Source organism: Streptococcus sp. SP8, assembly GCF_030440045.1.
GTDB lineage: Bacteria > Bacillota > Bacilli > Lactobacillales > Streptococcaceae > Streptococcus > Streptococcus parasanguinis_I.
Window position 1 is genome coordinate 36,632 of the sequence record NZ_JAQFJL010000014.1, and the last position, 22,430, is coordinate 59,061.

Below are 22,430 nucleotides of genomic sequence, written 5' to 3' on the forward strand. Positions count from 1 at the left end.
ATTTATAACAAAACTATATATCTAGAATAGCATAATCATTAGGTATTATAGGTTTTCAAACAAAATACGAGTCATTCGTTTTTGCCCCGCTTTTGCCCCATTTTTAAATCCTGACATTGAAAATACCTAAAAGTATTTCCCTAAAATCAGCTATATTTCAACATTTTTGTTTATTTTCAATATGAAAAGTTCTTACAAATCCATGTAGGGGGCATCTAAATCAACAGGAAAAAGCCTTGAGTTCCAAGGCTTTTTTGCTTGTCATTTTGTTTTTTATACCAAATTTTGTACCAAAAAGTTTATATTCACAAAATAAACGAGTCTCATCCAAAGACTCGTTATTTATCTCACACTCGTTTTCGTCGAAAAAACCACCTCGAAGGTGGTTCATTTCTATCAATCGTCCATCACTCCGCCTGTGAGTTGGTACATGAGATAAATGTGCTCCAGGACTTTGACTTTATCCGTATGTTCCACATGTCAATCAAATCCTCTTGGCTCCAGGTTGTGACCAAGAAGACTTAGTTGCCTATTGCCAAGAGCGCGATATCCTTATTGAAGCCTATAGTCCACTAGGTACAGGTGGTATTTTTGGAAATGAAGATGTTGAAGCAGTGGCTGAACGTAACGGTAAATCTGTGGCACAAGTTGCTCTGCGTTGGAGCCTTCAAAAAGGTTTCTTGCCACTACCTAAGTCTGTGACACCTAAAAATATAAAAGCTAACTTGGATATCTTCGGCTTCGACTTATCAGAGGAAGATATGGCGGTCTTGGATAAGATTCAAGGCATCAAAACTCAGGATGATCCTGACAAAGTTAATTTTTAATAGGATTTTAATCAACTCGTCAGGGTTGCTTTTTCAAGTAAATGACAAAAGAAGTCAAGATTTTTACAATTCGCGCCACATGAAATTATTTAAGCATATCCTTTTCTTTCATTACCATTTTCTGTTATAATGTATTGTATTTCTAAAGTAGAAAGATATTAATATGACAACTCTTATTAAGCATAAACGTGTAGAATTTTCAGAACTATTTTATGACCTAGTGTTTGTTTTTGCAATTTCAAAAGCAACTGCTTTAATTCACCCTTTTCATAGCGGTGTTGTGGCTTGGGATTCTTTACTTGATTTCTTCATCTCTGTCATGGTTATCATCAATTCCTGGATGATTCAAACCATTTATACCAATCGCTATGGAACAAACTCGTTATTTAACATGGTAATCATGTTTATCAACATGGGACTTATGCTCTTTATGTCCAATATGATTGGATACAATTGGCAACAATGGTTCTATTATACCTGTTGGGCTGTTGGTACATTGACCCTTACCTTATTTTTTCAATATTTGGTTGAATTTTTTAGAAAATCAACCAATAATACTGATCGGGAAAGTATCAAAGGTTTTCTATGGTTAACAGGTCTAGGAAGTTTAGGAGTCTATCTGGCAGCTCTTTTTCCTATTTACGTTGGAGTCTATATCTTTATTGCTAGTATTCTGCTAACATTTATTGTGCCAATTTTCTTGATTACTAAAGATGAGCATTTCCAGGTAAATCTTCCCCATTTAATCGAGCGCGTCTCCCTTCTTGTGATTATTACGTTTGGAGAGATGGTTATTGGGCTAGCTAGCTTCTTTACAGTCGAGAATTTCTCGATTTATTCGGTTCTCAATTTCGTTATCATGCTTTCCCTGTTCTTGTTTTATTTTGGCGAATTTGACCATGCTATTGATGAAGGATCTAGTCAAAAGGGATTATTTGTAATTTATAGTCACTATCCTATTTTCATCGGGCTTATGTTGATGACAGTTTCGATGGGTTATCTCCTGAATCCCGAGGCTAATCTTCTCGTTGCAATCAGCTTCTTTTATATCGGAATTGGCCTCTTCCAAGCTGCTGTCCTAGCAAATGGGCCCTATAACAAAAACTATCTTCGCTATCCGAGAAGTTACTACTGTGCTCAAGCGACACTCTATCTGGCTGCCTTGATTCTCTCTTTGCTTTTCGCTTCTAATCCTATAACAGTGTTGAGTATTGCAACCATTTTTACTCTAGCTATAGCCATTCATTTTATTTATTTTTATGTGACACAGAATAAAAAATATTCCAAATCTAACTGGGGGTTCTTTTAATGAGTTTATAACATAAAAAAGCTTTGGGAACCAAGGCTTTATATGATATCAATCACCGACCACGAAAATGTTTAGCTTACAGAACTGCTAGTGAAGCTCTAGAGGATGAGTTCGAGTAAATGTTGCACTTATTCTTGCAATTTATCATTTACTTGATGCACGAACTCGATATTTTTTTCGTTAATTTGTTTTTGCCCCACTTTTGCCCCATTTTTAAATCCTGACATTGAAAATACCTAAAAGTATTTCCCTAAAATCAGCTATATTTCAACATTTTTGTTTATTTTCAATATGAAAAGTTCTTAAAAATTCATGTAGGGGGCATTTTTTATGCACAAAAGGCCTTGAAAACAAAGGCTTTTTTGCTTGTCTTAAGAGTATTTAGCTCACTTTTTTAGATACTATAATGTAGCCTACGAAGTTAAATCATTCTGCACCATTGTTATTCCATTTAAAATAAAAACCACCTTTGAACCCTACCAAACATTTGACAGCTCTTCACCGAATCCGCTATGATAAGGGTACTTGAAATTCCGAGTTTTCATAGCATTTAAAATGTAAGGAGTCAAAAATGAAAATCTATTATTCAAAATATGTCGGTGGGGGCTATCTACTCTTTGCATCGGCTATATTCATTCAAATTTTCTTTCTTCTCTTACATGGATTGATCGACTTTTCTCAACTAAATCTTCTCACTGTGATTCCAACCGTCCTCTTTTTCGCTGCTATCTACGCAACAATTGCAGGCATCAAAAGACTGACTAGCCACAGAGTCTCCTTTGAATTCACCTTTGAAGGTATTGAGGTCTATCCCGGACTCTTCTTCTCAAAAGAAATCTTCATTCCCAAAGAAGAATTGTTGCGAGCATCGTATGTTGAAGTGGACGTCAGCGACCCTGATCATGTCAACAGCAAGGCTTGCTATTTAGATTTTAACCTCAGAGAAGTCACCCAGCTAGAAGATATTTCTAAGTCAAACATCATCATCAATACAAGCACCTTGAAATTGCGTCTCGCCCTTAGCCTCTGTCGATTTAGAGAGGAAGAAAAAGCCGAGTTAGCGACCTATCTAAAAGAAAACTACGGCATTGATTTTTTCTATTAGCATGTAATAAAAAAGCCCTCCATTAGAACTTTAGAATAGCAAGATCTTTCCAAGCACTTGAAGGAAGAGTACAGAAGAACCATTTTATAGCAAAGAAAAAGCCTTGAGTTGTTCTCAAGGCTTTTTTATCTGTTCTTAATTCCCCATTTTTCCTTTGGGTACGAGCAGATAGATAAATAGCAAATTCAATCCAAATACGGCAACAAAGAGCGCTATTTGGGTGGCATCAATCGTTTGTTTCTCAGTCAAATCTTGGATCAGCTTTGTATAATAATAGCCTGGGAAAACCCGTTGTAGCTTGCCAACCAAGTCCATAAATCCTCCACTTGCGCCAAGCGTATCAAAGGGAATAATGGTCATGGCGGCCAAAATAATAACAGGAAAGCCAATGGTATCAATCGTCTTGGCATCTACCCTCACCCCAAGTACAAAGCCAATCACACTAAAGTAGATCCCCATCAAGGATAAGAGGAAAAATTGTACCAACAGGTTAGTCGTCACTGGAAAGTGAAAACCTAGGACAGCAACTACTAGCACTGCTAAAAAGATCAAACTGTTCAGAATCAGTTGTACAATCGATTGATCCCATAAATAGTTCTTGACACTATAGTTTGTAAAGTGGGATTCAAAAGAATAAAAACCGATATCTGAGGCGATTCGCTTACTAAAAGTTGCAAGGCTATTGCCAATGACCCCGATAAATACGGCAATGCCTAATAAAATACTTGGTGAAATCCCTTTTTGAAGCTGATAAAAGAAGATATACCAGCCTATGGGTAAAATAATGGTGAATAATACGAAGCGCTTATTTCGTAAAACTTGTTTTAATTGAATCTTTCTCATGCTTGTTCCCCTCCTTTATTCATCTCTTCTCGGAAATACTGCTCAATAGTTTGACCAGCCTGGTGAATATCCTCAACAGCCTTTGTTGCAGCAATTCGACCCTCTTTTAAAATCAGGACTTTTGTAAAAAAGGCATCAATTTGGTTAAAATCATGGGTCACCACAACAGATGTAAACTCTTGCTGCTCCAGCAATTTCCAAAAATTATCAACTGCTTCCAAGTCCATGCCAGTCGTCGGCTCATCTAAAAAAATCAACTTTGGATGATTCAAAATAGTTAACAACAAGGACAAGCGTCTCTTTTGACCACCAGAAAGACTTCCCACCATCTGCTCTCTTGATTCTCTCAATTCAACCATTTCTAAGAGTCCATTGATATCAGCCTGCTTCTGCTGATTCATCCGGCTTTTTAATTCGACGAATTCAGCAACGGTTAGATCCTCGATGAGCAGATCTCCCTGAGGCATCATCCCAATTTCTCTTTGAAAATCAAGAGAAGTCTTTATCGTTCCCGAATCAGCCTGGAGCTGCCCTGCGATAATGTTAAACAGGGTGCTTTTACCTGCCCCATTATTTCCCAGCAAGGCAATTTTGTCTCCTTCTTCTATCGAAAAAGACACCCCCTTTAATACAGCTTTCTCCTTAAATGATTTTGTAATAGATGCTACCTGAAACATAGGATCCCTCTTTTCTTATTGATCTTGTGTCCATTATACTTCAAGGGGAAAACCTTGGAAGCTCTCTGTCAGAATCGGTCAAAAAATCGTCGTGAACAGTCAAAAAAGAGGCTGGGACAAAAGTCCTAGCCTCTCAATTGTCTTTGGATTGTCGAGCAAGACGCAGTGGTTGAGTGGGCTCTACTACGCTGATTTCATCAGCTTTTATAGCCCTACTCAACTGTGCGGAGGTGGGACGACGAAATCGAATTCTAACGAATGACCGATTTCTGTCCCACTCTCTCTTCCATTATTCCTTCCAAAAGGTCAAGCTCTGAGTAAATCGGTAGTTTGAACTCTTGGTAGACACTGTCGTTTTGGGATATTTTTCCAGTAATTGTTGGATCTTGTACAAGCCAAGACCGCGGCCATCTCCTTTACTTGAGTAGTCCTTTTCAAAAATTCTCGCCAGATCTATTTTTTCAGCTTTTGTACTATTTTCAACTATTAAGGTGAGGGAGTTTTCCTCCTGGAGCATGACAAGAGTCAGCTGTGGGTCATCTGATTCAAGATTCGCTTCAATAGCATTGTCACAAAGAATGGATAAGAAGGTGATGAAATCTAAAACCTCGATGAATAAATCACGAACAGGTTCATCGATCTCGACAGAGATCCCAATCCCTTTATTTTGGGCTTCCAACAATTTTGCAGACAGAACACTTTTTACAGCTGGATTTTCGATGTGACTGAGTTTGGCAATATCAAACTTGCTATCGTAAAATTGTTGGCCACTCTCTCGAAGAACATTCTCATAGACTTCCCTGATCGCATTGAGATCTTCATGCTCAATACTTAACTTGAGACTGGTTAAAATATTCAGGTAATCATGACGAAAGGCACGAATCTCCCCATAGAGCATTTCGACGTGTTGACTATAGGTGGCTAACTCCTGCAGTTGCCTATCTTTTTGCTCTAGAATCTCTTGTTTCAATCGTTCTTTGGACACTGCATTGAAATACAAGAGCATCACAAAAAACAAAATCAAATAAATACTATTTAACTGTTCCCGTAAAGCATCTGCATGCGGAATAATATCCTCAAAAACCACCAGACCTACAACACTGAGCAAATACACAAACATGGAAAGATTCATTGGGAGTAAGAAACGATTAAAATACTGCCGTTGAAACCCTACTTTTAAATCTGTAAAATCTAGTTTTAACAATTTAGTGATTCCTATATAAACAGGAAAGACCAACAATTCAAGTAGAGCATCATACCAGCTGACAGATGCCTCATGAACAAGTACAATCCCGAGCATCGGAAAGACATAAAAGGCTAGGAGGCGCCCAATGAGACTCTCCACGACAACCGGGTAGAGCCCATAAAAAATGTTCAAGAGGTGTCGTATGTTACGATTTCGATAGAAACTATAGGCAATAAATACTAAGAAATAGCCAAAAAAGCCTACCGGTGGCACAAGGGTAAAGACGACTGCAAAGAAGAAAGGGCACAAAAAGAGCCAGCGCCAAGCGAACTCTTGTCTACTGATATGACGATAGATCAGCATGCTGACGAAGAACTTTAGGTAAGACATTAGAATATCTAACAGCAATTCTTTCTCCCTTCTATTTTTTCAAAGCTTCCAGTAAGCCTCTATACTTGGTCCGTGAGATCAAGCAATTGTCCCCATTTTCAAAAAAAGCTTTCTTGGCTTCTTTATCAATCTTCGTAATATTTTGTGGATTCACCACAAAGGAGCGGTGGCACCGATACAAGCGGGGATCTGCTTTTTCGATATCGGCAATACTAGCGTAAAATTCCAAGCGCTCATCCTGAGTGTGTAAAATGACCTTGTGAATAGTTGGAGACGTTTCAACATACAAAATCTTATTAAAGGGAACTTGTACACGCGCCATCGCACTCTCAAATGTAAAAGCATCTTGCGCAATCGTGGTCCCAGCTTGCTCCAAGGTATAATCGATGGCTGAGCTGATTCTCTCTCTGAACTCTTCCTCACCCAGCGTTTTATCGATAAAATCCAAGGCAGCTACTTTGTACTGAAAGGTAATGGGCATGAATTCAGAGTGAGTGGTGACAAAGACAATGGTCGCATGGGGGTCTTTCTTACGAATCTCTTTTGCGATCTCTAGACCCTTTTTCTCCTCACCTTTAATCTCGATATCTAAAAAAAATAGGTGATGGGCGCCTCTCTCTGTGACAGCATCCAGCAACTGGCTTGACTTCCCAAACACTTCTGGCGCTTTGCACTGCAGGGATTTTTGACGGATGAGATCCTGCAAGACCGCTTCGATACGCGATTGTTGGATCCATTCATCTTCTAACACAAAAATCTTCAACAAAGTCCTCACTCCTTCCCCTCTACGAATATGTTCTATTTTACCATAAATGATGCCTACTGAGCCACTCTTTCAAAAGAGACTTGATAGGCCTTCTACCTTTTCTCCTAAACAAAAAACTCTCCCGGAGGAATCCGGAAGAGCTTGCGCAAGGGGAATTTGAAAAATATTTTTTAATATGAAAAAGGTCGATAAAATCTATGCTATGTTCAAACTCTCATTTTACTAACAGCGATATTACGATCAAGTTTTATTGTCAATAGACATGTATGTGGGAAGTTCTCCCCTTGCAACAATGTAGACCTGTGATCTACTCTTACTAGTATACACTAGAATTATTACAAAATCAGTTAATTTGTATTGCAATTTGTTGGCAAATATTCCTCCGCCTGAAAACACCACAAACGCTTGATTCCCAAGCATCTACGCAAGTCCTCTTTAATTAGTATTTATCATTTCTGTTACAAAATTTAAAATAAAAATATTATTCCACAACACATGAAAATTCCAAAGCACGATAAAAAAGGAGGAACGATATTTTCCTCCCTTTGAGCTAGTAAGACACTTCGGCAAGGCACCATGGTGCTTGCCATAACAATAAATGCACCTGATAAATTAACCAAGGGGTTACGACGTGAAAAGGGAGGAACGATATTTTCCTCCCTTTGAGCTAGTAAGATGATTAGGTAGGCCGCAACATAGCGGCTACCGTCCAATGATTCGGTGCTTTAGCACCAATCATTGGTATCAGGTTACATCATCCCACCCATCATGCTTGGATCCATTCCTGGTCCTGCTGGGGCTGCTGGTTCTGGTTTGTTGGCTACGACTGCTTCGGTCGTCAAGATCAGACTCGCTACGGAAGCGGCGTTTTGAAGGGCTGAACGGCTCACTTTAACTGGGTCGATGATTCCTGCATCAATCATATTCACCCATTCACCTGTTGCAGCATTGAAACCTGTTCCGACTTCGGCATTTTTCAAGCGATCAATCACAATAGATCCTTCGTAACCGGCATTGTGGGCAATTTGGCGCACCGGCTCTTCCAAGGCACGAAGAACGATATTGCGTCCGGTCGCTTCATCTCCTTCTAATTCAAGGGCTGCGACTGCAGAGATGACATTGACAAGAGCTGTACCACCTCCGGCAACGATCCCTTCTTCAACGGCTGCGCGAGTCGCATTAAGGGCATCTTCGATACGGAGTTTCATTTCTTTCAATTCTGTTTCTGTTGCAGCACCGACCTTGATTACGGCAACACCACCAGACAATTTAGCCAAACGTTCTTGTAATTTTTCACGGTCAAATTCAGAGGTTGTGGTTTCGATTTGTGACTTGATAACCGCAACACGGTTAGCGATCGCTTCTGGGTTACCAGAACCTTCGACAATGACAGTACTGTCTTTATCGACTGACACTTTAGCTGCTTGACCAAGTGCTTCAATGGTTGCATCTTTCAATTCCAAACCAAGATCGTCTGTAATGACTGTACCACCAGTCAAGATGGCAATGTCTTCTAGCATGGCTTTGCGGCGATCACCAAATCCTGGTGCCTTGACAGCTACGACATTAAAGGTACCGCGGATCTTGTTCAAGACAAGTGTTGGAAGAGCTTCGCCATCGACATCATCTGCGATGATCAAGAGTGGACGGTTGCTTTGAAGAATGCTTTCCAACAATGGCAAGATTTCTTGGATATTTGAAATCTTCTTATCAGTGATCAAAATGTATGGATTTTCAAGGTCTGCCACCATTTTTTCATTATCTGTGACCATGTATTGTGAGAGGTAACCACGGTCAAACTGCATACCTTCAACGACTTCCAGTTCTGTTTCCATTCCACGAGACTCTTCAATCGTGATGACCCCATCTTTACCAACTTTTTCCATGGCTTCAGAGATGTACTCACCGACTTTTTCAGAACGAGAAGACACAGCAGCTACTTGAGCAATGGCTTCCTTGCTTGATACTGGGATCGCATTGTTTTTCAAAGATTCTACTGCTGTTGCAACAGCGGTCTCGATCCCACGGCGGATGCCAATTGGGTTAGCACCTGCAGTGACGTTTTTGATCCCTTCACGGACGATGGCCTGAGTCAAGACCGTTGCGGTTGTTGTACCGTCACCTGCGATATCATTGGTCTTAGAAGCCACTTCTGACACCAATTTGGCACCCATATTTTCAAAATGGTCTTCCAATTCGATTTCTTTTGCGATGGTCACCCCATCATTTGTGATCAAAGGTGAACCAAATGATTTTTCAAGAACCACATTGCGACCTTTAGGGCCCAACGTAACTTTCACTGTATCTGCTAAGACATCGACACCACGGACCATTGCAGAACGTGCATCAGATGAAAATTTAATATCTTTTGCCATTTCTCTTACCTCTTTCCTCTCTTACTCTACAATTGCAAGAATGTTTGCTGTTCCAACGATGGTGTAGGTTTCTTCCCCATCTTTCACTTCAATTCCTGCATGGCTTTCAACCAAAACATGGTCTCCTGCTTTTACAGCTGGAGCGATGAGTTCACCACTTAGGGTACGCACACCTTCACCAACGGCCACTACTTCAGCTGTTTTTGTATCAGCCTTGCTCGCACTTGCGAGGACAAAACCTCCAACAGTCTGTTCTTTTTCTTCGACTTTTAAGACCACACGGTCTCCTAATGGTTTTAACATGTTCATTCCTCCATACGTGTTTTTAGCACTCTCTATACGTAAGTGCTAACTTATGTTTCTATTGTATCACTTGGTCAGAAATAGTCAAGAAAAAAACACCTCAAAAATAGATGAGATGTTTCTAAAATATCAATTTAAAATTGTCAATTTTTGATTGAAATCGTCGATCACTTTTTGAAGATTGATCCGCCCGCGGTAGATGCCATATCCAAAAACAATCATGCCTAAAATTCCAACCAAGGCTAGTAAAATCCCGAGGATCAAGAGTGGGAGGAAACTTTTGTGAAAGAGATAGATCAATACCACACCAATACTGGCAATGATAAAGAGTAAGCTGAACCAACGACCAAGGTTTTCAAGCATGTGGCGTTGGTACTTGATTTCTGTTTCATATCCATTGACAAGTTCTTGTTTTGTAACCATGGGATTCCTCCTGATAAAAATTGAGAATGAAGTGCAAGTAAAGGAGGTCCATTCACTTCATTCTCAAAAACTCCTACTAGCAAATTCGTTTTTTTACCTTAGTATTTAAGATGTGGGTCAAAGATACCAAGGGCAACACCGATCAAAGCAACTACAACGAGAAGTAACATAACTTTGTTTGGTGAAATTTTTTTCTTAGACATCAACCACCAGCAAAGAGTGATGAAGGCTGCTGTCAAGAGACCTGGATAAACACCATCGATCTTTTCTTGGATGTTCAAGAAGACTTTTCCTTCAGAATTCTTGAATTGAAGGGCTGTTGTAACAGATACCCAAGTAGCTGCTACGGCACCGATAACCATACCACCGACGACGCTGATCGCTTTACGAAGAGCTTGTCCTTTTGGTCCTACAAGGAATTCAACGGCTTTATCCCCTAATTGGTAACCTTTGAAGAAGGCAAAGCGCATACCAAAGTAGACTAAGAGGTTCCATACGACGATGTAGAAGAGGGCACCAGCGACGTTACCACCTTTAGAAAGTCCAAGGGCAATCCCCAAGAGAACTGGGATCAAGGTACCAACAACCAATGAGTCACCAATACCAGCGATTGGTCCCATCAAACCGGCACGCATACCGTTGATGGTTTCGCCATCCACTGCATCTCCGTTTGCACGCGCTTCTTCCAAACCAGCTGTGATCCCTACAACAAGAGATCCAAGTTGTGGTTCAGTGTTGAAGAAGGCCGTATAGGTTTGCATAGCATCCTTTTGTTCTTCTTTTGTGTCATACATTTCTTCTACGATTGGAAGCATAGAAGTCAAGTACCCGAAGGTTTGCATATGTTCTTGAGAGAAACAAGTCAAATGACCATAATACCAATGATGGAATGCTTTTGCTAATGTTTTCTTTGAAATTTTCTTTCTATCAGCCATTTTAAATATCCTCCTCATCATCGTCTAGGTCCACCACTCCGGCTGGAGCAGCTTTCATCGATTTGATCACTTCAAGTTCATAGTAGATTACTGCAAAGATTAATGAAACAACAGCACTGGATACCAAGTTCAATCCGAGAGATTTTGCCAAGGTAAATCCAACAAAGAATGGAATGAAGTCAGTTGCTTCTGTAACAATTTGTTTCAACAAGATGGCAATACCGACACATGGGAGAAGAGCACCGACTGTAAAGAGGGCTTTCATCCAGTAACCATCCATAGGAAGGTATTGTTTCATCAAATCAACCATGTTTTCACCGTATTTGGTGATAATCATTGTTGGAAGGAAAGAGAAGAGGAAGTGAGAGATCCAAGGGTAAACCCAGTCAACTGCGTAGAGTTTTTTGAAGTTTCCTTCTTCAACGGCTTTCCAACCAATGTGTTGCCATACCAAGTTCATAGTAGCGGTACCGTAGAAAAGAACTGTACCGATTGTCCCAACGGCTGCACCGATTGGAGCTGCAGCTGCGGCGATTCCTGCTTCATCTGTGATGTTATTGGCATGCACAAACAAGATAGCAAGAGGAACACCAATGTAAGAGATGGCACGCACATCGGCAGATACGGTACCACCAGGTGTTACCAAGGCGATATAAACGACTTGAAGGGCAACCCCGACCATAATACCAGTTGTCACATCTCCAAGAATTAAACCTGAAATCAACCCACCGATCAAAGGACGACCGAGTGTATAGTTCCCGATACTGGAACCCCCCATACCAGGCATTGAAGACAAGCTGGCGAAAATACCAAGCAAGATTGCTTGAATCCATGAAATTGTCATAACAAACGCTCCTTTTGTTTGTAAATATATTTACCTAACAGATAGGACTGTTAGTTTTAAAAACCAAATTTTGATTTGAAATCATCCCAATACCCGATGGAAACATCTGGCAACAATTGGAATTTCACCTTGTAGCCTGCTGCTTGAATGGCTTGGAAGGCTTCTGCTTCTTCCTGAGTGATGGATTGGTTATTTCCCAATTTCACAGCTCCAGGACGATCATTTGCAGGGCCAACAATGATTTCTTTAACATCACCTGGGACAAACCCTTGGTCGACCAAAATTTCCTTCATATCGATTGGATTTTTGGTGATCAAGAAGTAACGACTATCTGATTCTGTTACTTTTGCTGATTTTTCCTTAAAGGCTTCCTTTGTCCATACAAAGGTTTTCTTGTCTGATGCGCCTTTGTAAGCTTGGATCAAAACCTTGTTTGATGCTGCTGCATCGTTTACGGCAATCAAACCATCACATGGTTTTTCCTTTGCCCAGCGTGTGACTGTCTGACCGTGAATCATGCGGTCATCAATCCGTACAAATGTTACTACCATAAGGTACCTCCCTATTAAATATCGTCATCATCTTCTTCAGCACCAGTGGCTGAAACTTCAAAAGGCTGTAGTGCAGATCGTGCTTCTGATAAGATGGTGGCTGACAATTCGTCTCCATCCAACACATCCTTCATCACAACTGCCGTCAAGGCCATGGTGAGGTTCATCCCACCAAGGATCAAGGCTCCATCGAGCTTTCCAGCTTCTTCTAGAACCGTGGCTGCAGTGGTTAATGGACTACCACCTACGATATCTGCCAAGACCAAAACAGAATCATCAGCTGTCAATCCTGAAATGCTCTCTCTGAAATCAACTGCGAAGTCATCGACCGATTTTCCTTCTTTGAGTCCAACTGCGATGACCTGATCCAACTTGTCACCAGCAAACATGGCTAGTGATGTTTTTAGACCTTCTGCCAGTCCACCATGACTGACCAAAATGAGGTATTTCATTTTGCTACGCCTCCTTTATTTGACTCTATTGTAGACTATTTGAAAGCGCTTTTACATTGTCAAATGTCACATTCCCAATATGACATTTAGCAATAAAAAAATGACATCTGTCACTTGACAAAATGCCATCTTATTTTACTCTAAACTCCTACCTGTAGACTACTTTCAATCTCCCTCTGAATTTGAGGCAAGCGGTTCTCAACATCTTGATCGCGCAAGGCATTGCCAATCAAGTAATCTAACTTTTCTAACAGCTCTTTTGAGACATTTTTCGGGCTACTTTCAACAGCTTGTTCCATGATGCGGTTCAAGGTCTGATTGGTCAAGGAATCCGTCCCAAAATCATCTACCTGCAGGAGGTCTTTACTAGAGCGACTCTTGACGACCTGTGGCATGACGGAGATCCCTTGGGATTGGGCAAAGAGGGTTTGTTGAATGTCTGGATCCTCTGTCAAAACTTGCATCAGTTCCCAAGCCAACTTGGAATGAGAACTTCGAGCTGACATAGCAAAAGAAGTCGTTGTGACCAAGGTTGCCTTGGTCGTTTTTGACTTAGCAGGCATCGGGATACAGGTCCAGGTGAAGTTTGAATATTTAGAAACGTGGTAAGGATAAGGTTTATAGGTCCGATATTGGGCCAAGGTCATGGGATAGAAGGCGACTTTCCCCTGGTCAAAATCTTTAGAGCTCACCTTGTAATTTTTATTTAGATCTTCCAATTTTTGCAGAAAAGTCAAAGATTCTTTGACTTCTGGAGCTGTCAGCTTGAGCATGCCTCCTTGGAAGAGATGACCTCCATTTGCCGCCAAGGCTTCTTTCCAGGTGTATTCTGTACTCCCAAATTGGTCCAATTGCCCATCCCCATTGGTATCTTTGGTTAGTTTCTTGCAAATCGTATAGAACTCTTCAAGGGTCCAGCCTTCTTTGGGAACCGCGATACCTTCTTTATCCAAGAGATCTTTATTGACACACATCAAAATCGGATTGCTTTCATAAGGTAAGGCATAGGTTTGCCCCTGATAGACACCGGATTCAAAGGCAACGGGATAAAAGGCAGCTTGATCTTTTCGATCCATATAGCCGTTTAACTTTTCTAATACGCCTCGCGCTGCTAATAAGGAAAGATCTTGCTCAGAGACCATAAACACATCTGGCGTCTTTCCTGAGACAATCTTTTCGGAAAGCCAGTCAGAATAATCCGACTGAGGAATCCCATTTTCATACTCTACACGAACGTGGGGATGGGATTTTTCAAATTTTTGAATCGCACGATCCAAGGCATGGGAACGTTGACTGGTCGGCACATCCCAGCTAGAACCTGCATAAACGCCGATATGGAGGACGGTCGGTTGCTGTTTCCACCAATAAAAACCCGCGCTCGCACAGAGCACAACAAGGAGGCCGATCCCCCAACAAAGATGCTTTCGCTTCAATTTCATTCTGTATTTCCTTTAGAAAAATCACGTCTCGTCACTCCTGTTTGGACTGACCAGATCGCTAATTGCGTTCGATCTCGTAGGTTTAATTTCGCCAAAATTGTTGATAAGTAATTGCGCACGGTTCCTTCTGATAAGAAAAGTTTAGCCGCAATTTCTTTATTAGACTCCCCATAGCCGACTTCTTGGATAATGCGCCATTCCGTCGTGCTCAAATCCTTGACATTGTCCTCATCCACAGCAATAGAGAAGTTGGTCTTGGCCATTTGTGAGAAAATTTGAAAGACTTTACTAGCGATATTCGGGTTGATCATGGCTCCGCCTTGATACACCACCTTAATCGCTTCATAGAGTTCCTCTGTCGAGGCTCCCTTTAAAAGATAACCTGAAGCACCATACTTGAGTGCACTATAGATAAATTCATCATCATCAAAGGTCGTTAAAATAATAATTTTGATATCCGGATAGTGCTCTTTGACTTCTTTTGTCGCCAAGACCCCATCCATGCCTGGCATCCGAATATCCATTAAGATCAGGTCAGGATGTGTCTGTGGAATGCTCGACAAGACGTGATTCCCATCTTCCACTGTGGCCACCACTTCAATATCGGGGTGGGCTGACAAAATAATTTTCAGAGATTCTCGAATCAAGGCCTGGTCATCTGCTACCATTACTTTTATCACCATCTCTATCTCCCTTCTTTATATTTCGGTAAACTGACGCGCGTGAAAAATCCATCGCGACTTTCAAATTGAAGCTGTCCTCCTAGGATGGAAATACGCTCCATCATCTGCTTGAGCCCATAGCCATAGGTCAAGGTTTCAAATCCAACCCCATTGTCCTGCAACTCAATCAGGTAATTTTCTTTATCCTCAAAAAAATGAAGGCTCATCTGACTGGCATGACCGTGGCGAACCGCATTGGTCATAGACTCTTGGATCACACGAAAGATCGTATCTTCAATCATGACGTCCATATCGACATCGACCCATTCATAGCGTAAATCAACCTGCAAGTTGGAGAGCGTCTGGTACTCGCGGATCATCTTTTCTAAAGCATCTTTGAGGGTTCGTCCCTCAAGGGCACCTGGACGGAGGCGGTTGAGAGAGCCTCTCACATCCTGGATTCCTTCACGAACCACTTCTGAAACACTTTTCACCTGCTCTTTTGCCCGATTGGGATCGATATCAATCAAGACTCCGACAGCATCTAAACCTGCTGAGATCCCTGTTAGCGCGTGTCCCAAGGTATCGTGAATTTCCCGAGCAATCCGCTTGCGCTCCCGATCCTCTGCAATCTTCTCAGACAAGGCCATATAGTTGTTCAACTCCGTATTGACCTTCGAAACCATGGCCAACTCTTCTTCTACTTCGTGGTTTTCCGCAAGAACATTCATAATATAGAACAAAAGCGAAATAATGAAGAGCACCATATTCAAGGCATAGAGGGAATTCTTCAAGAAAAAGGCCAGAATCCGAATGGAGGCAGGATAAAAATGAATATAGACATCCAGAGAAGGAATCGGAAAGAAAAGCGAAAAGACGTCTGAATTGGTCACAAGAAGCATCAAGAAACTTACTAGGATAAAAGCAAACCAATACTTGCGGTCTCGCTTGGTATTCAACTCTTTGGAACCATAGAAGATATCCGCAAAAACCAAGAGAATGAGCCCGTTATAAGCTACATTTTGGACCCACATCAAGAGCAACATCAGGAGGATCTCCAGAATGTTCCACTTATCAAAAATGGACCATCGACTCGTTTGAGACCGATAACGACTCATGGAAATCAAGGCAATCCCAGCAAATAAGAGTGCAGACAACCAAAAAGTTGTAGAGGGCGCAAAAGGAATGCGCTCTAAGCGTTCTACTAATAGGGAAGCTTGTCGTTGAGCAATGATATAATTGGTTGCTTGAAGATAGATGATACTGTTGAGCATCACAGCGATAAAATTCACGACCATCAGAATGGCCAAACTGTATCTCACACCTCTAAATTTTCTCATTACTGCCACCCATTCACATCAAATTGATCGATGTTTTCCTTTGTCATCATCTGAACCGGAATGGTTATTTCTTTTTGGTAGCTCTTCCCATCAGCCATATCTTGGATGACCTCCATCACGCGGTCTCCCATCTTCAACGGAGACTGGGCAACGGTTCCTACGACATCATCTGTCGAGTGTAGCAAGGCTTTCATATCTGGTGAGCCATCAATCCCATAGATCGCAATGGGATGGGTGATTCCTTGCTCCTTGATCGCCGCTAAAGCTCCTATAGCCGAGCGGTCATTCAAGGAGACTAGAGTATCGACATTCCCCCCTGACTGCAAGAACTTACGGACAGCTGGCATGGCGATCTCCGTCTGCCCCTTGGTTTCTAGTTCCGAGATGATCTGATAAGACCCATGTCCTTTGATGGTATCCTTAAATCCCTGAATCCGCGTATCTGCCGAAACAGTCCCTTTGTGCTCCAAGAGAAGGATCCGAGCATTTGAAGAGCGTTTCATCAACTCTTTCGCAATCAAGACTCCTGCTTGGTAGTTGTCGGAGACAATGCTGGCATCCGGCTTAAAATGCTTGAGCTGGGTATCAACTGCAATGATCTTAATTCCTTGTTTTCTAGCTTTTTTAAGAGCCCTTAAAATCGGCTGACTATCCCCTTTGACCGGATTAATCACAATCACATTTACTTTTTGAGCGCAAAAATCATCGATCTGCTGGCTCTGCCTTTTTTCATCCAATTCCGGATCTCGAACAGATACAAGAGCCCCTCTCTCATCGGCAATCCGACTAATTTCCGAATGAATACTTTTATAGAACTCATTGTTCATGGTCATATAGGTGACACCAATCTTGGTCTGATCCTTGATGCTACTGGTTTGACAAACGGCATAGATCCACAAGAGGAGGCAGGCCACTGGAATCACCAGTAGAACCCGTTTTATCAGCCATTTTAACAGTTCTTTTCTTTCTTCTTTCCTCTTCAAACTCCGTTCCTTTTCTGAAAATTTTGAATATATATTACTTTATTTTACTACTTTTTCAAGAAAAGTGCTGGCTTTTATTGTACAGATGCATATTTTTGATTTATTTTTAAAAGAGTCGTTCCCGAATAAAATCCCTAGCAAGTATCAAAAAAGCTGGTCTATAAACGAACCAGCTTTCTTTTTTGATCCTAAAAGGGAAGATCTTCCTCTTCTAAGATGATATCGGCTAAATCTCCCGTTCCACCATTTTCACGCATCGCTCGCTGAGCGCGGCTCTCTAGCAACTGAAAACTTTGGCAGAGGACCTCTGTCACATACTGCATGACGCCATTTTTCTCGTAGCGGCGCGTCCGAATCTCTCCATCCAAAGAGATCAGGCTCCCTTTGCTAGCATAACTAGCCATGGTTTCAGCCAATTTCCCCCAGACAACGACATTGACAAAATCAGTCTCTCGCTCCCCGTTTTGGTCCTTGTAGCGACGATTGACCGCAACGGTCACTCGGGCAACGGATTTGTCTGTGCTGGTTTTATGCAATTCTGGGGCCGCTACTAGGCGACCGATTAAAATAACTTTATTATACATCATTTACCTCCTATCTATTTATTCGAAAAAATTTCAAAAAATGGAGGTGACAAACCAAAATCAAAAAAATCTAGGATCCAAAACATCCTAGATTCTTCTCTTTATTCGTGCCAGTGACGAGCAGGATCAAAAGGTGTCCCTGCTACTTCTGCGTCATCCAATTCAATAATGCCTCGTTTTTGAGGAGCATTTGGCAAGTGCAATTCGCGCGGACTGCACATCATCCCATAGCTTTTTTCTCCACGAAGGGCCCCTGGGAAAATCAAGCTACCATCCGGCATCATGGCACCTGGAAGAGCGACAATGGTCTTGAGACCCACTCGCGCATTTGGAGCTCCAGCTACGATCTGAACCGTCTTATCTGGTCCAACTGCTACTTGGCAGATATTCAAGTGGTCACTATCTGGATGGGCTACCATTTCAAGGATTTCTCCCACCACAAATTTTGGTTCCCGATCATTGACCAAACGTTCTGCGAAGCCTTCTCTTTCCAATTCTTGATTCAAACGAGCTACTTGCTCATCTGTCAAAAAGACTTGGCCCTTGCCTTCGATGGCGAAGAAAGATGAGGCATCAAAAATATTCCAGGCAACGGTTTCTTGCTTGTCCTCACGGTAAACGCGAGCCACTTTTCCTTTTCTCTCCACCGCGAGCTTTGCTTCTCCACTATTTTTCAAGGTCAGCATCAAGACATCGCCGACTTGTTCTTTGTTGTATGTTACAATCATGTTTTTCTCCTATTTTAATCCTGCTAAGAATGCTGTAAGCTGCGCCTTGGTTTTTCGATCCCGATTGACAAACCGACCGATTTCCTTATCCTTTTCCAGAACCACCAAACTTGGGATCCCATAAACATCCCAGACTTTCGCCAGATCCATATAGGCATCTCGGTCAATCAAGATAAAGGTAAATTCGGGATTTTCAGCTTCAATCTCCGGCAAAAAAGGCTTGAGGTAACGACAATCCCCACACCAATCTGCTGAAAAGACAAACACTTTCTTGCCATCTTGCTCTACATAAGAAGCAATTTCTTCTAGAGAATTTGGTGTAATCATAGTTTTTCCTCTTCATAATGCAAGAGACCGTCCTCATAGACAAAGCGGTAATGGCGCTCATCTTCAAAAATGACGCCTCCTACTAAGCGTTCTTCACTAGACTCGTAGAGTTCCACATACAGGGTCGCAATCGTCCCCATGGCTTCCATTTGCTCCCGTACTTCTGCTACCAACTCTTCTTGGGTACGGAGACGCTTTTGATCTTTGGCGATTTTATAAACACCGGCCGCAAGAGCTCCTGCACTTGCTACAGCCAGACTAGACAAAATAATTTTTTTAGCTTTCATAGTGCCTATTGTAACACAAAATAAGCAGAGGGACAACGGTCTAGGCTGGATCTCTCCCTCTGCTTTTTGAGATTGATTTCCATAATAACGCTACCATCCTTGTAGAAAAAGTGTTAAAATAGCATCAGAAAGAAGGTAACCTATGACTGATTTATTTTCTAAAATCAAAGAAGTAACTGAAATCCCTGCTATCTCAGGTCATGAAGCTCCTGTACGGGATTATTTGCGCCAACAATTGACCCCTCATGTGGACGAAATCGTGACAGATGGTCTCGGTGGGATCTTTGGGGTCAAACATTCAACAGCTGCCGATGCACCTCGTATCTTAGTAGCTGCTCACATGGACGAAGTTGGTTTTATGATCAGCGAAATCAAAGCTGACGGAACTTTCCGTGTTGTCCCAATCGGAGGTTGGAATCCGATGGTCGTCAGCAGCCAACGCTTCAAACTCTTTACACGTGACGGACGTGAATACCCTGCTATTTCAGGATCTGTTCCTCCTCATTTGACACGTGGAACAGGTGGACCAACCGTACCTGCCATTAGTGACATCGTCTTTGATGCAGGCTTTAGCTCTAAAGCCGAAGCTGAAAGCTATGGGGTTCGTCCTGGAGATACCTTGGTCCCAGATAGCTCTGCGATTCTCACTGCTAATGGTAAAAACGTCATCTCCAAAGCATGGGATAACCGCTACGGCGTCTTGATGGTCAGCGAATTGGCTAAGAGCCTTTCTGGACAAGCCTTAAACAACGAACTCTATGTAGGGGCCAACGTTCAAGAAGAAGTGGGACTTCGTGGAGCTCACACTTCAACCACTAAATTTGATCCTGAAATCTTCCTTGCTGTAGACTGTTCGCCAGCAGCTGATGTCTTTGGAGACCAAGGTGCGATTGGGGAAGGAACACTGCTTCGCTTCTACGATCCAGGTCACATCATGCTACCAAATATGAAAGATTTCTTGCTCACTACTGCTGAAGAAGCGGGCATCAAATTCCAATACTATTGTGCCAAAGGTGGTACCGATGCAGGTGCAGCACACTTGAAGAATGGCGGAGTCCCATCAACAACCATTGGTGTCTGTGCACGTTACATCCACTCTCACCAAACCCTCTATGCCATGGATGATTTCTTGCAAGCACAAGCCTTCTTGCAAGCATTGGTTAAGAAATTGGATCGTTCTACAGTTGATTTGATCAAACACTATTAAACAACATCTATCACGAAGCCCCGTAAGGGGCTTTTTTAGGGGGAAAACAAGGTTCTCTTTGAAACTTTCCAGCGTGAGTCACCATTAAACCCTTTGGCATCCACACTCCCCTTAGGAAAGTATCTTAGAATATTTTATCTTCCATCTGTTTTCTGATATAATATGAAAGAATGAAATGGTAGGGAACGGAACACTCATCCTTGGATTTGTGAGGCAGACCCTTCCCTTATATACAGGAGTTTTACATGAAAAAACAAGCTTTTAGTTCTGAAAAGTATTTGAACTTGCAACGTGACCACATTATTGAGCGGATCAACCAATTCGATGGCAAGCTCTACCTTGAATTTGGTGGTAAGATGTTAGAAGACTTCCACGCTGCTCGTGTCCTCCCTGGATACGAACCAGACAATAAGATCAAGTTGCTCCAAGAATTGCGCGACCAGGTGGAAATTGTCATTGCCATCAACGCCAACAACATTGAGCACTCAAAAGCCCGTGGGGATCTAGGAATTTCTTATGACCAAGAAGTGCTACGCTTGATCGACAAATTCAATGAATTGGGGATCTTTGTAGGCTCTGTCGTCATCACCCAATATGCTGGACAAGCTGCAGCAGATGCCTTTCGCAAACAACTGGACAAGAGCGGGATCGCCTCTTATCTCCACTATCCGATCAAGGGCTATCCGACCGATATGGACCACATCATCTCTCCTGAAGGGATGGGGAAAAATGACTACATCAAGACTAGCCGCAATTTGGTCGTTGTGACAGCTCCTGGACCTGGTTCTGGTAAGCTGGCAACTTGTATGTCCAATATGTACCATGACCAATTAAATGGGATCAAATCAGGTTATGCCAAGTTTGAAACCTTCCCAGTATGGAATCTTCCTTTGCACCACCCAGTCAACTTGGCTTATGAAGCAGCGACTGCAGATCTAGACGATGTCAATATGATCGATCCCTTCCACCTCCAAACCTACGGAGAAACAACGGTCAATTACAACCGCGATATCGAAATCTTCCCTGTCTTGAAGCGCATGTTGGAACGCATCTTAGGAACCTCTCCTTACGCTTCTCCAACAGACATGGGCGTCAACATGGTTGGCTTTGCCATTGTGGACAATGACGCTGCGATTGAAGCTTCCCAACAAGAAATCATCCGTCGCTATTACCAAACCATCTTGGATGTCAAAGCTGAACGCGTCGGTGAAGGAGCTGTCAAGAAGATTGAGCTCTTGATGAATGATTTGGGCATTACTCCAAATGACCGGAAAGTGACTGTTCTTGCTCGTCAGAAAGAAGAAGAAACAGGGGAGCCAGCCTTGGCCCTTGAATTGCCAAACGGCGAGATGGTAACCGGAAAAACCTCCGATCTCTTTGGCCCAACCGCAGCCCTCTTAATCAATGCGATCAAGAAATTGGCGCATATTGATAAAGAAACCAAATTAATCGAGCCAGAATACGTCCAACCTATCCAAGGCTTGAAGATCAATCATTTGGGTAGCCGCAATCCTCGTCTTCACTCGAACGAAATCCTCATTGCCCTGGCCATTACAGCTATGACCAATGAAGACGCTAAGCTTGCTATGCAAGAATTAGGCAAGTTGAAAGGCAGTGAAGCCCACTCAACCGTGATGCTGACAGACGAAGACAAGAATGTCCTTCGCAAGCTCGGTATCAACGTCACTATGGACCCTGTCTACCAATACGATCGCTTGTATCGTAAATAAACTCAGACAAACAAAAACAATCCCTCGAATTGAACTGCACCCCAAAAGTTAGACAGAAAAAATCTAACTTTTGGGGTGTTTTATAATGAAATTAACTTATGAAGATAAAGTTCAGGTCTATGAACTTAGAAAACAAGGGAGAAGCTTCAAAGAGCTT

At 42.1% G+C, this 22,430-nt stretch carries 23 protein-coding genes and 1 pseudogene; 5 read left to right on the top strand and 19 right to left on the bottom strand.

What is annotated here, in order from left to right; genetic code table 11:
• Positions 1–470: 470 nt before the first annotated feature.
• The 3 genes and pseudogenes from PCY11_RS08735 to PCY11_RS08745 all read left to right on the top strand — a co-directional run.
• Positions 471–827 (top strand): annotated as a pseudogene (locus tag PCY11_RS08735) (aldo/keto reductase); the annotation flags it as partial.
• A gap of 163 nt (positions 828–990) precedes the next feature.
• Positions 991–2,136, top strand: a complete 1,146-nt coding sequence (locus tag PCY11_RS08740; RefSeq protein ID WP_301362696.1) for a low temperature requirement protein A — start codon at positions 991–993, stop codon at positions 2,134–2,136.
• 571 nt (positions 2,137–2,707) lie between these two features.
• Positions 2,708–3,241, top strand: a complete 534-nt coding sequence (locus tag PCY11_RS08745) for a hypothetical protein (protein WP_049474411.1) — start codon at positions 2,708–2,710, stop codon at positions 3,239–3,241.
• Between the two features lie 135 nt (positions 3,242–3,376).
• Here the strand turns inward: PCY11_RS08745 and PCY11_RS08750 are convergent, their stop codons facing one another.
• The 19 genes from PCY11_RS08750 to PCY11_RS08840 form a co-directional block, all read right to left on the bottom strand.
• Positions 3,377–4,084, bottom strand: a complete 708-nt coding sequence (locus PCY11_RS08750; protein WP_070845867.1) for an ABC transporter — start codon at positions 4,082–4,084, stop codon at positions 3,377–3,379.
• The gene (locus PCY11_RS08755; protein ID WP_070845870.1) at positions 4,081–4,761 is read right to left on the bottom strand and encodes an ABC transporter ATP-binding protein; all 681 of its coding nucleotides are present in this window, start codon (positions 4,759–4,761) and stop codon (positions 4,081–4,083) included. Before PCY11_RS08755 ends, PCY11_RS08750 begins: the two co-directional genes overlap by 4 nt.
• 289 nt (positions 4,762–5,050) lie before the next feature.
• Entirely contained in the window at positions 5,051–6,337 is a 1,287-nt protein-coding gene (locus tag PCY11_RS08760; RefSeq protein WP_301362697.1) for a sensor histidine kinase, read from the bottom strand.
• Positions 6,338–6,368: 31 nt separating this feature from the next.
• Positions 6,369–7,103, bottom strand: a complete 735-nt coding sequence (locus PCY11_RS08765; RefSeq protein WP_070448909.1) for a response regulator transcription factor — start codon at positions 7,101–7,103, stop codon at positions 6,369–6,371.
• A gap of 749 nt (positions 7,104–7,852) precedes the next feature.
• Positions 7,853–9,478 (bottom strand): chaperonin GroEL, encoded by a 1,626-nt coding sequence (groL, locus tag PCY11_RS08770; RefSeq protein ID WP_070845872.1) that lies wholly within the window; start codon positions 9,476–9,478, stop codon positions 7,853–7,855.
• 21 nt (positions 9,479–9,499) lie between these two features.
• A complete protein-coding gene (gene groES / locus PCY11_RS08775) occupies positions 9,500–9,781 on the bottom strand; it encodes a co-chaperone GroES (protein WP_070845874.1) in 282 nt (93 codons plus the stop codon).
• Between the two features lie 129 nt (positions 9,782–9,910).
• On the bottom strand, positions 9,911–10,204 hold the full coding sequence (locus PCY11_RS08780) for a hypothetical protein (protein WP_003004348.1): 294 nt from the start codon (positions 10,202–10,204) through the stop codon (positions 9,911–9,913).
• Between the two features lie 98 nt (positions 10,205–10,302).
• A complete protein-coding gene (locus PCY11_RS08785) occupies positions 10,303–11,157 on the bottom strand; it encodes a PTS system mannose/fructose/sorbose family transporter subunit IID (protein WP_037585172.1) in 855 nt (284 codons plus the stop codon).
• Positions 11,141–11,983, bottom strand: a complete 843-nt coding sequence (locus PCY11_RS08790) for a PTS sugar transporter subunit IIC (RefSeq protein ID WP_014712796.1) — start codon at positions 11,981–11,983, stop codon at positions 11,141–11,143. Before PCY11_RS08790 ends, PCY11_RS08785 begins: the two co-directional genes overlap by 17 nt.
• 56 nt (positions 11,984–12,039) lie before the next feature.
• Positions 12,040–12,534 (bottom strand): PTS sugar transporter subunit IIB, encoded by a 495-nt coding sequence (locus PCY11_RS08795; protein WP_000261775.1) that lies wholly within the window; start codon positions 12,532–12,534, stop codon positions 12,040–12,042.
• A gap of 14 nt (positions 12,535–12,548) precedes the next feature.
• The gene (locus tag PCY11_RS08800) at positions 12,549–12,986 is read right to left on the bottom strand and encodes a PTS sugar transporter subunit IIA (protein WP_070845876.1); all 438 of its coding nucleotides are present in this window, start codon (positions 12,984–12,986) and stop codon (positions 12,549–12,551) included.
• Between the two features lie 140 nt (positions 12,987–13,126).
• Positions 13,127–14,425: an ABC transporter substrate-binding protein gene (locus PCY11_RS08805; protein ID WP_070845878.1), complete on the bottom strand. Its 1,299-nt coding sequence runs from the start codon at positions 14,423–14,425 to the stop codon at positions 13,127–13,129.
• The gene (locus PCY11_RS08810; protein WP_037585171.1) at positions 14,422–15,105 is read right to left on the bottom strand and encodes a response regulator transcription factor; all 684 of its coding nucleotides are present in this window, start codon (positions 15,103–15,105) and stop codon (positions 14,422–14,424) included. Before PCY11_RS08810 ends, PCY11_RS08805 begins: the two co-directional genes overlap by 4 nt.
• A 5-nt stretch (positions 15,106–15,110) precedes the next feature.
• The gene (locus tag PCY11_RS08815; protein ID WP_003009809.1) at positions 15,111–16,427 is read right to left on the bottom strand and encodes a sensor histidine kinase; all 1,317 of its coding nucleotides are present in this window, start codon (positions 16,425–16,427) and stop codon (positions 15,111–15,113) included.
• Complete coding sequence (locus tag PCY11_RS08820; protein ID WP_003009806.1) at positions 16,427–17,410, bottom strand: substrate-binding domain-containing protein; 984 nt, start codon at positions 17,408–17,410, stop codon at positions 16,427–16,429. Before PCY11_RS08820 ends, PCY11_RS08815 begins: the two co-directional genes overlap by 1 nt.
• Before the next feature lie 188 nt (positions 17,411–17,598).
• On the bottom strand, positions 17,599–17,994 hold the full coding sequence (locus PCY11_RS08825; protein ID WP_003004675.1) for a single-stranded DNA-binding protein: 396 nt from the start codon (positions 17,992–17,994) through the stop codon (positions 17,599–17,601).
• Between the two features lie 101 nt (positions 17,995–18,095).
• On the bottom strand, positions 18,096–18,722 hold the full coding sequence (ytpR, locus tag PCY11_RS08830; protein ID WP_003009800.1) for a YtpR family tRNA-binding protein: 627 nt from the start codon (positions 18,720–18,722) through the stop codon (positions 18,096–18,098).
• A gap of 9 nt (positions 18,723–18,731) precedes the next feature.
• Entirely contained in the window at positions 18,732–19,049 is a 318-nt protein-coding gene (locus PCY11_RS08835) for a thioredoxin family protein (RefSeq protein WP_003009797.1), read from the bottom strand.
• On the bottom strand, positions 19,046–19,336 hold the full coding sequence (locus tag PCY11_RS08840; protein WP_003004245.1) for a DUF4651 domain-containing protein: 291 nt from the start codon (positions 19,334–19,336) through the stop codon (positions 19,046–19,048). The genes PCY11_RS08835 and PCY11_RS08840 overlap by 4 nt, the downstream gene beginning before the upstream one ends.
• 142 nt (positions 19,337–19,478) lie before the next feature.
• Between PCY11_RS08840 and pepA the strand changes: the two genes are divergently transcribed.
• Both pepA and PCY11_RS08850 read left to right on the top strand, forming a co-directional pair.
• A complete protein-coding gene (pepA, locus tag PCY11_RS08845) occupies positions 19,479–20,543 on the top strand; it encodes a glutamyl aminopeptidase (RefSeq protein WP_014712788.1) in 1,065 nt (354 codons plus the stop codon).
• Positions 20,544–20,788: 245 nt separating this feature from the next.
• Positions 20,789–22,273: a DUF1846 domain-containing protein gene (locus PCY11_RS08850; RefSeq protein ID WP_021154294.1), complete on the top strand. Its 1,485-nt coding sequence runs from the start codon at positions 20,789–20,791 to the stop codon at positions 22,271–22,273.
• Positions 22,274–22,430 lie beyond the last annotated feature (157 nt).

Bases quoted from the DNA above. Each gene is read 5' to 3' on its own strand.
- PCY11_RS08790 (WP_014712796.1), bottom strand. From the start codon at position 11,983: ATGACAATTTCATGGATTCAAGCAATCTTGCTTGGTATTTTCGCCAGC.
- PCY11_RS08815 (WP_003009809.1), bottom strand. From the start codon at position 16,427: ATGAGAAAATTTAGAGGTGTGAGATACAGTTTGGCCATTCTGATGGTC.
- PCY11_RS08750 (WP_070845867.1), bottom strand. From the start codon at position 4,084: ATGAGAAAGATTCAATTAAAACAAGTTTTACGAAATAAGCGCTTCGTA.
- PCY11_RS08745 (WP_049474411.1), top strand. From the start codon at position 2,708: ATGAAAATCTATTATTCAAAATATGTCGGTGGGGGCTATCTACTCTTT.
- PCY11_RS08780 (WP_003004348.1), bottom strand. From the start codon at position 10,204: ATGGTTACAAAACAAGAACTTGTCAATGGATATGAAACAGAAATCAAG.
- PCY11_RS08840 (WP_003004245.1), bottom strand. From the start codon at position 19,336: ATGAAAGCTAAAAAAATTATTTTGTCTAGTCTGGCTGTAGCAAGTGCA.
- groL (WP_070845872.1), bottom strand. From the start codon at position 9,478: ATGGCAAAAGATATTAAATTTTCATCTGATGCACGTTCTGCAATGGTC.
- PCY11_RS08825 (WP_003004675.1), bottom strand. From the start codon at position 17,994: ATGTATAATAAAGTTATTTTAATCGGTCGCCTAGTAGCGGCCCCAGAA.
- PCY11_RS08800 (WP_070845876.1), bottom strand. From the start codon at position 12,986: ATGAAATACCTCATTTTGGTCAGTCATGGTGGACTGGCAGAAGGTCTA.
- PCY11_RS08785 (WP_037585172.1), bottom strand. From the start codon at position 11,157: ATGAGGAGGATATTTAAAATGGCTGATAGAAAGAAAATTTCAAAGAAA.
- PCY11_RS08850 (WP_021154294.1), top strand. From the start codon at position 20,789: ATGAAAAAACAAGCTTTTAGTTCTGAAAAGTATTTGAACTTGCAACGT.
- PCY11_RS08755 (WP_070845870.1), bottom strand. From the start codon at position 4,761: ATGTTTCAGGTAGCATCTATTACAAAATCATTTAAGGAGAAAGCTGTA.
- pepA (WP_014712788.1), top strand. From the start codon at position 19,479: ATGACTGATTTATTTTCTAAAATCAAAGAAGTAACTGAAATCCCTGCT.
- PCY11_RS08795 (WP_000261775.1), bottom strand. From the start codon at position 12,534: ATGGTAGTAACATTTGTACGGATTGATGACCGCATGATTCACGGTCAG.
- PCY11_RS08835 (WP_003009797.1), bottom strand. From the start codon at position 19,049: ATGATTACACCAAATTCTCTAGAAGAAATTGCTTCTTATGTAGAGCAA.
- PCY11_RS08760 (WP_301362697.1), bottom strand. From the start codon at position 6,337: ATGTCTTACCTAAAGTTCTTCGTCAGCATGCTGATCTATCGTCATATC.
- PCY11_RS08740 (WP_301362696.1), top strand. From the start codon at position 991: ATGACAACTCTTATTAAGCATAAACGTGTAGAATTTTCAGAACTATTT.
- PCY11_RS08805 (WP_070845878.1), bottom strand. From the start codon at position 14,425: ATGAAATTGAAGCGAAAGCATCTTTGTTGGGGGATCGGCCTCCTTGTT.
- groES (WP_070845874.1), bottom strand. From the start codon at position 9,781: ATGTTAAAACCATTAGGAGACCGTGTGGTCTTAAAAGTCGAAGAAAAA.
- ytpR (WP_003009800.1), bottom strand. From the start codon at position 18,722: ATGATTGTAACATACAACAAAGAACAAGTCGGCGATGTCTTGATGCTG.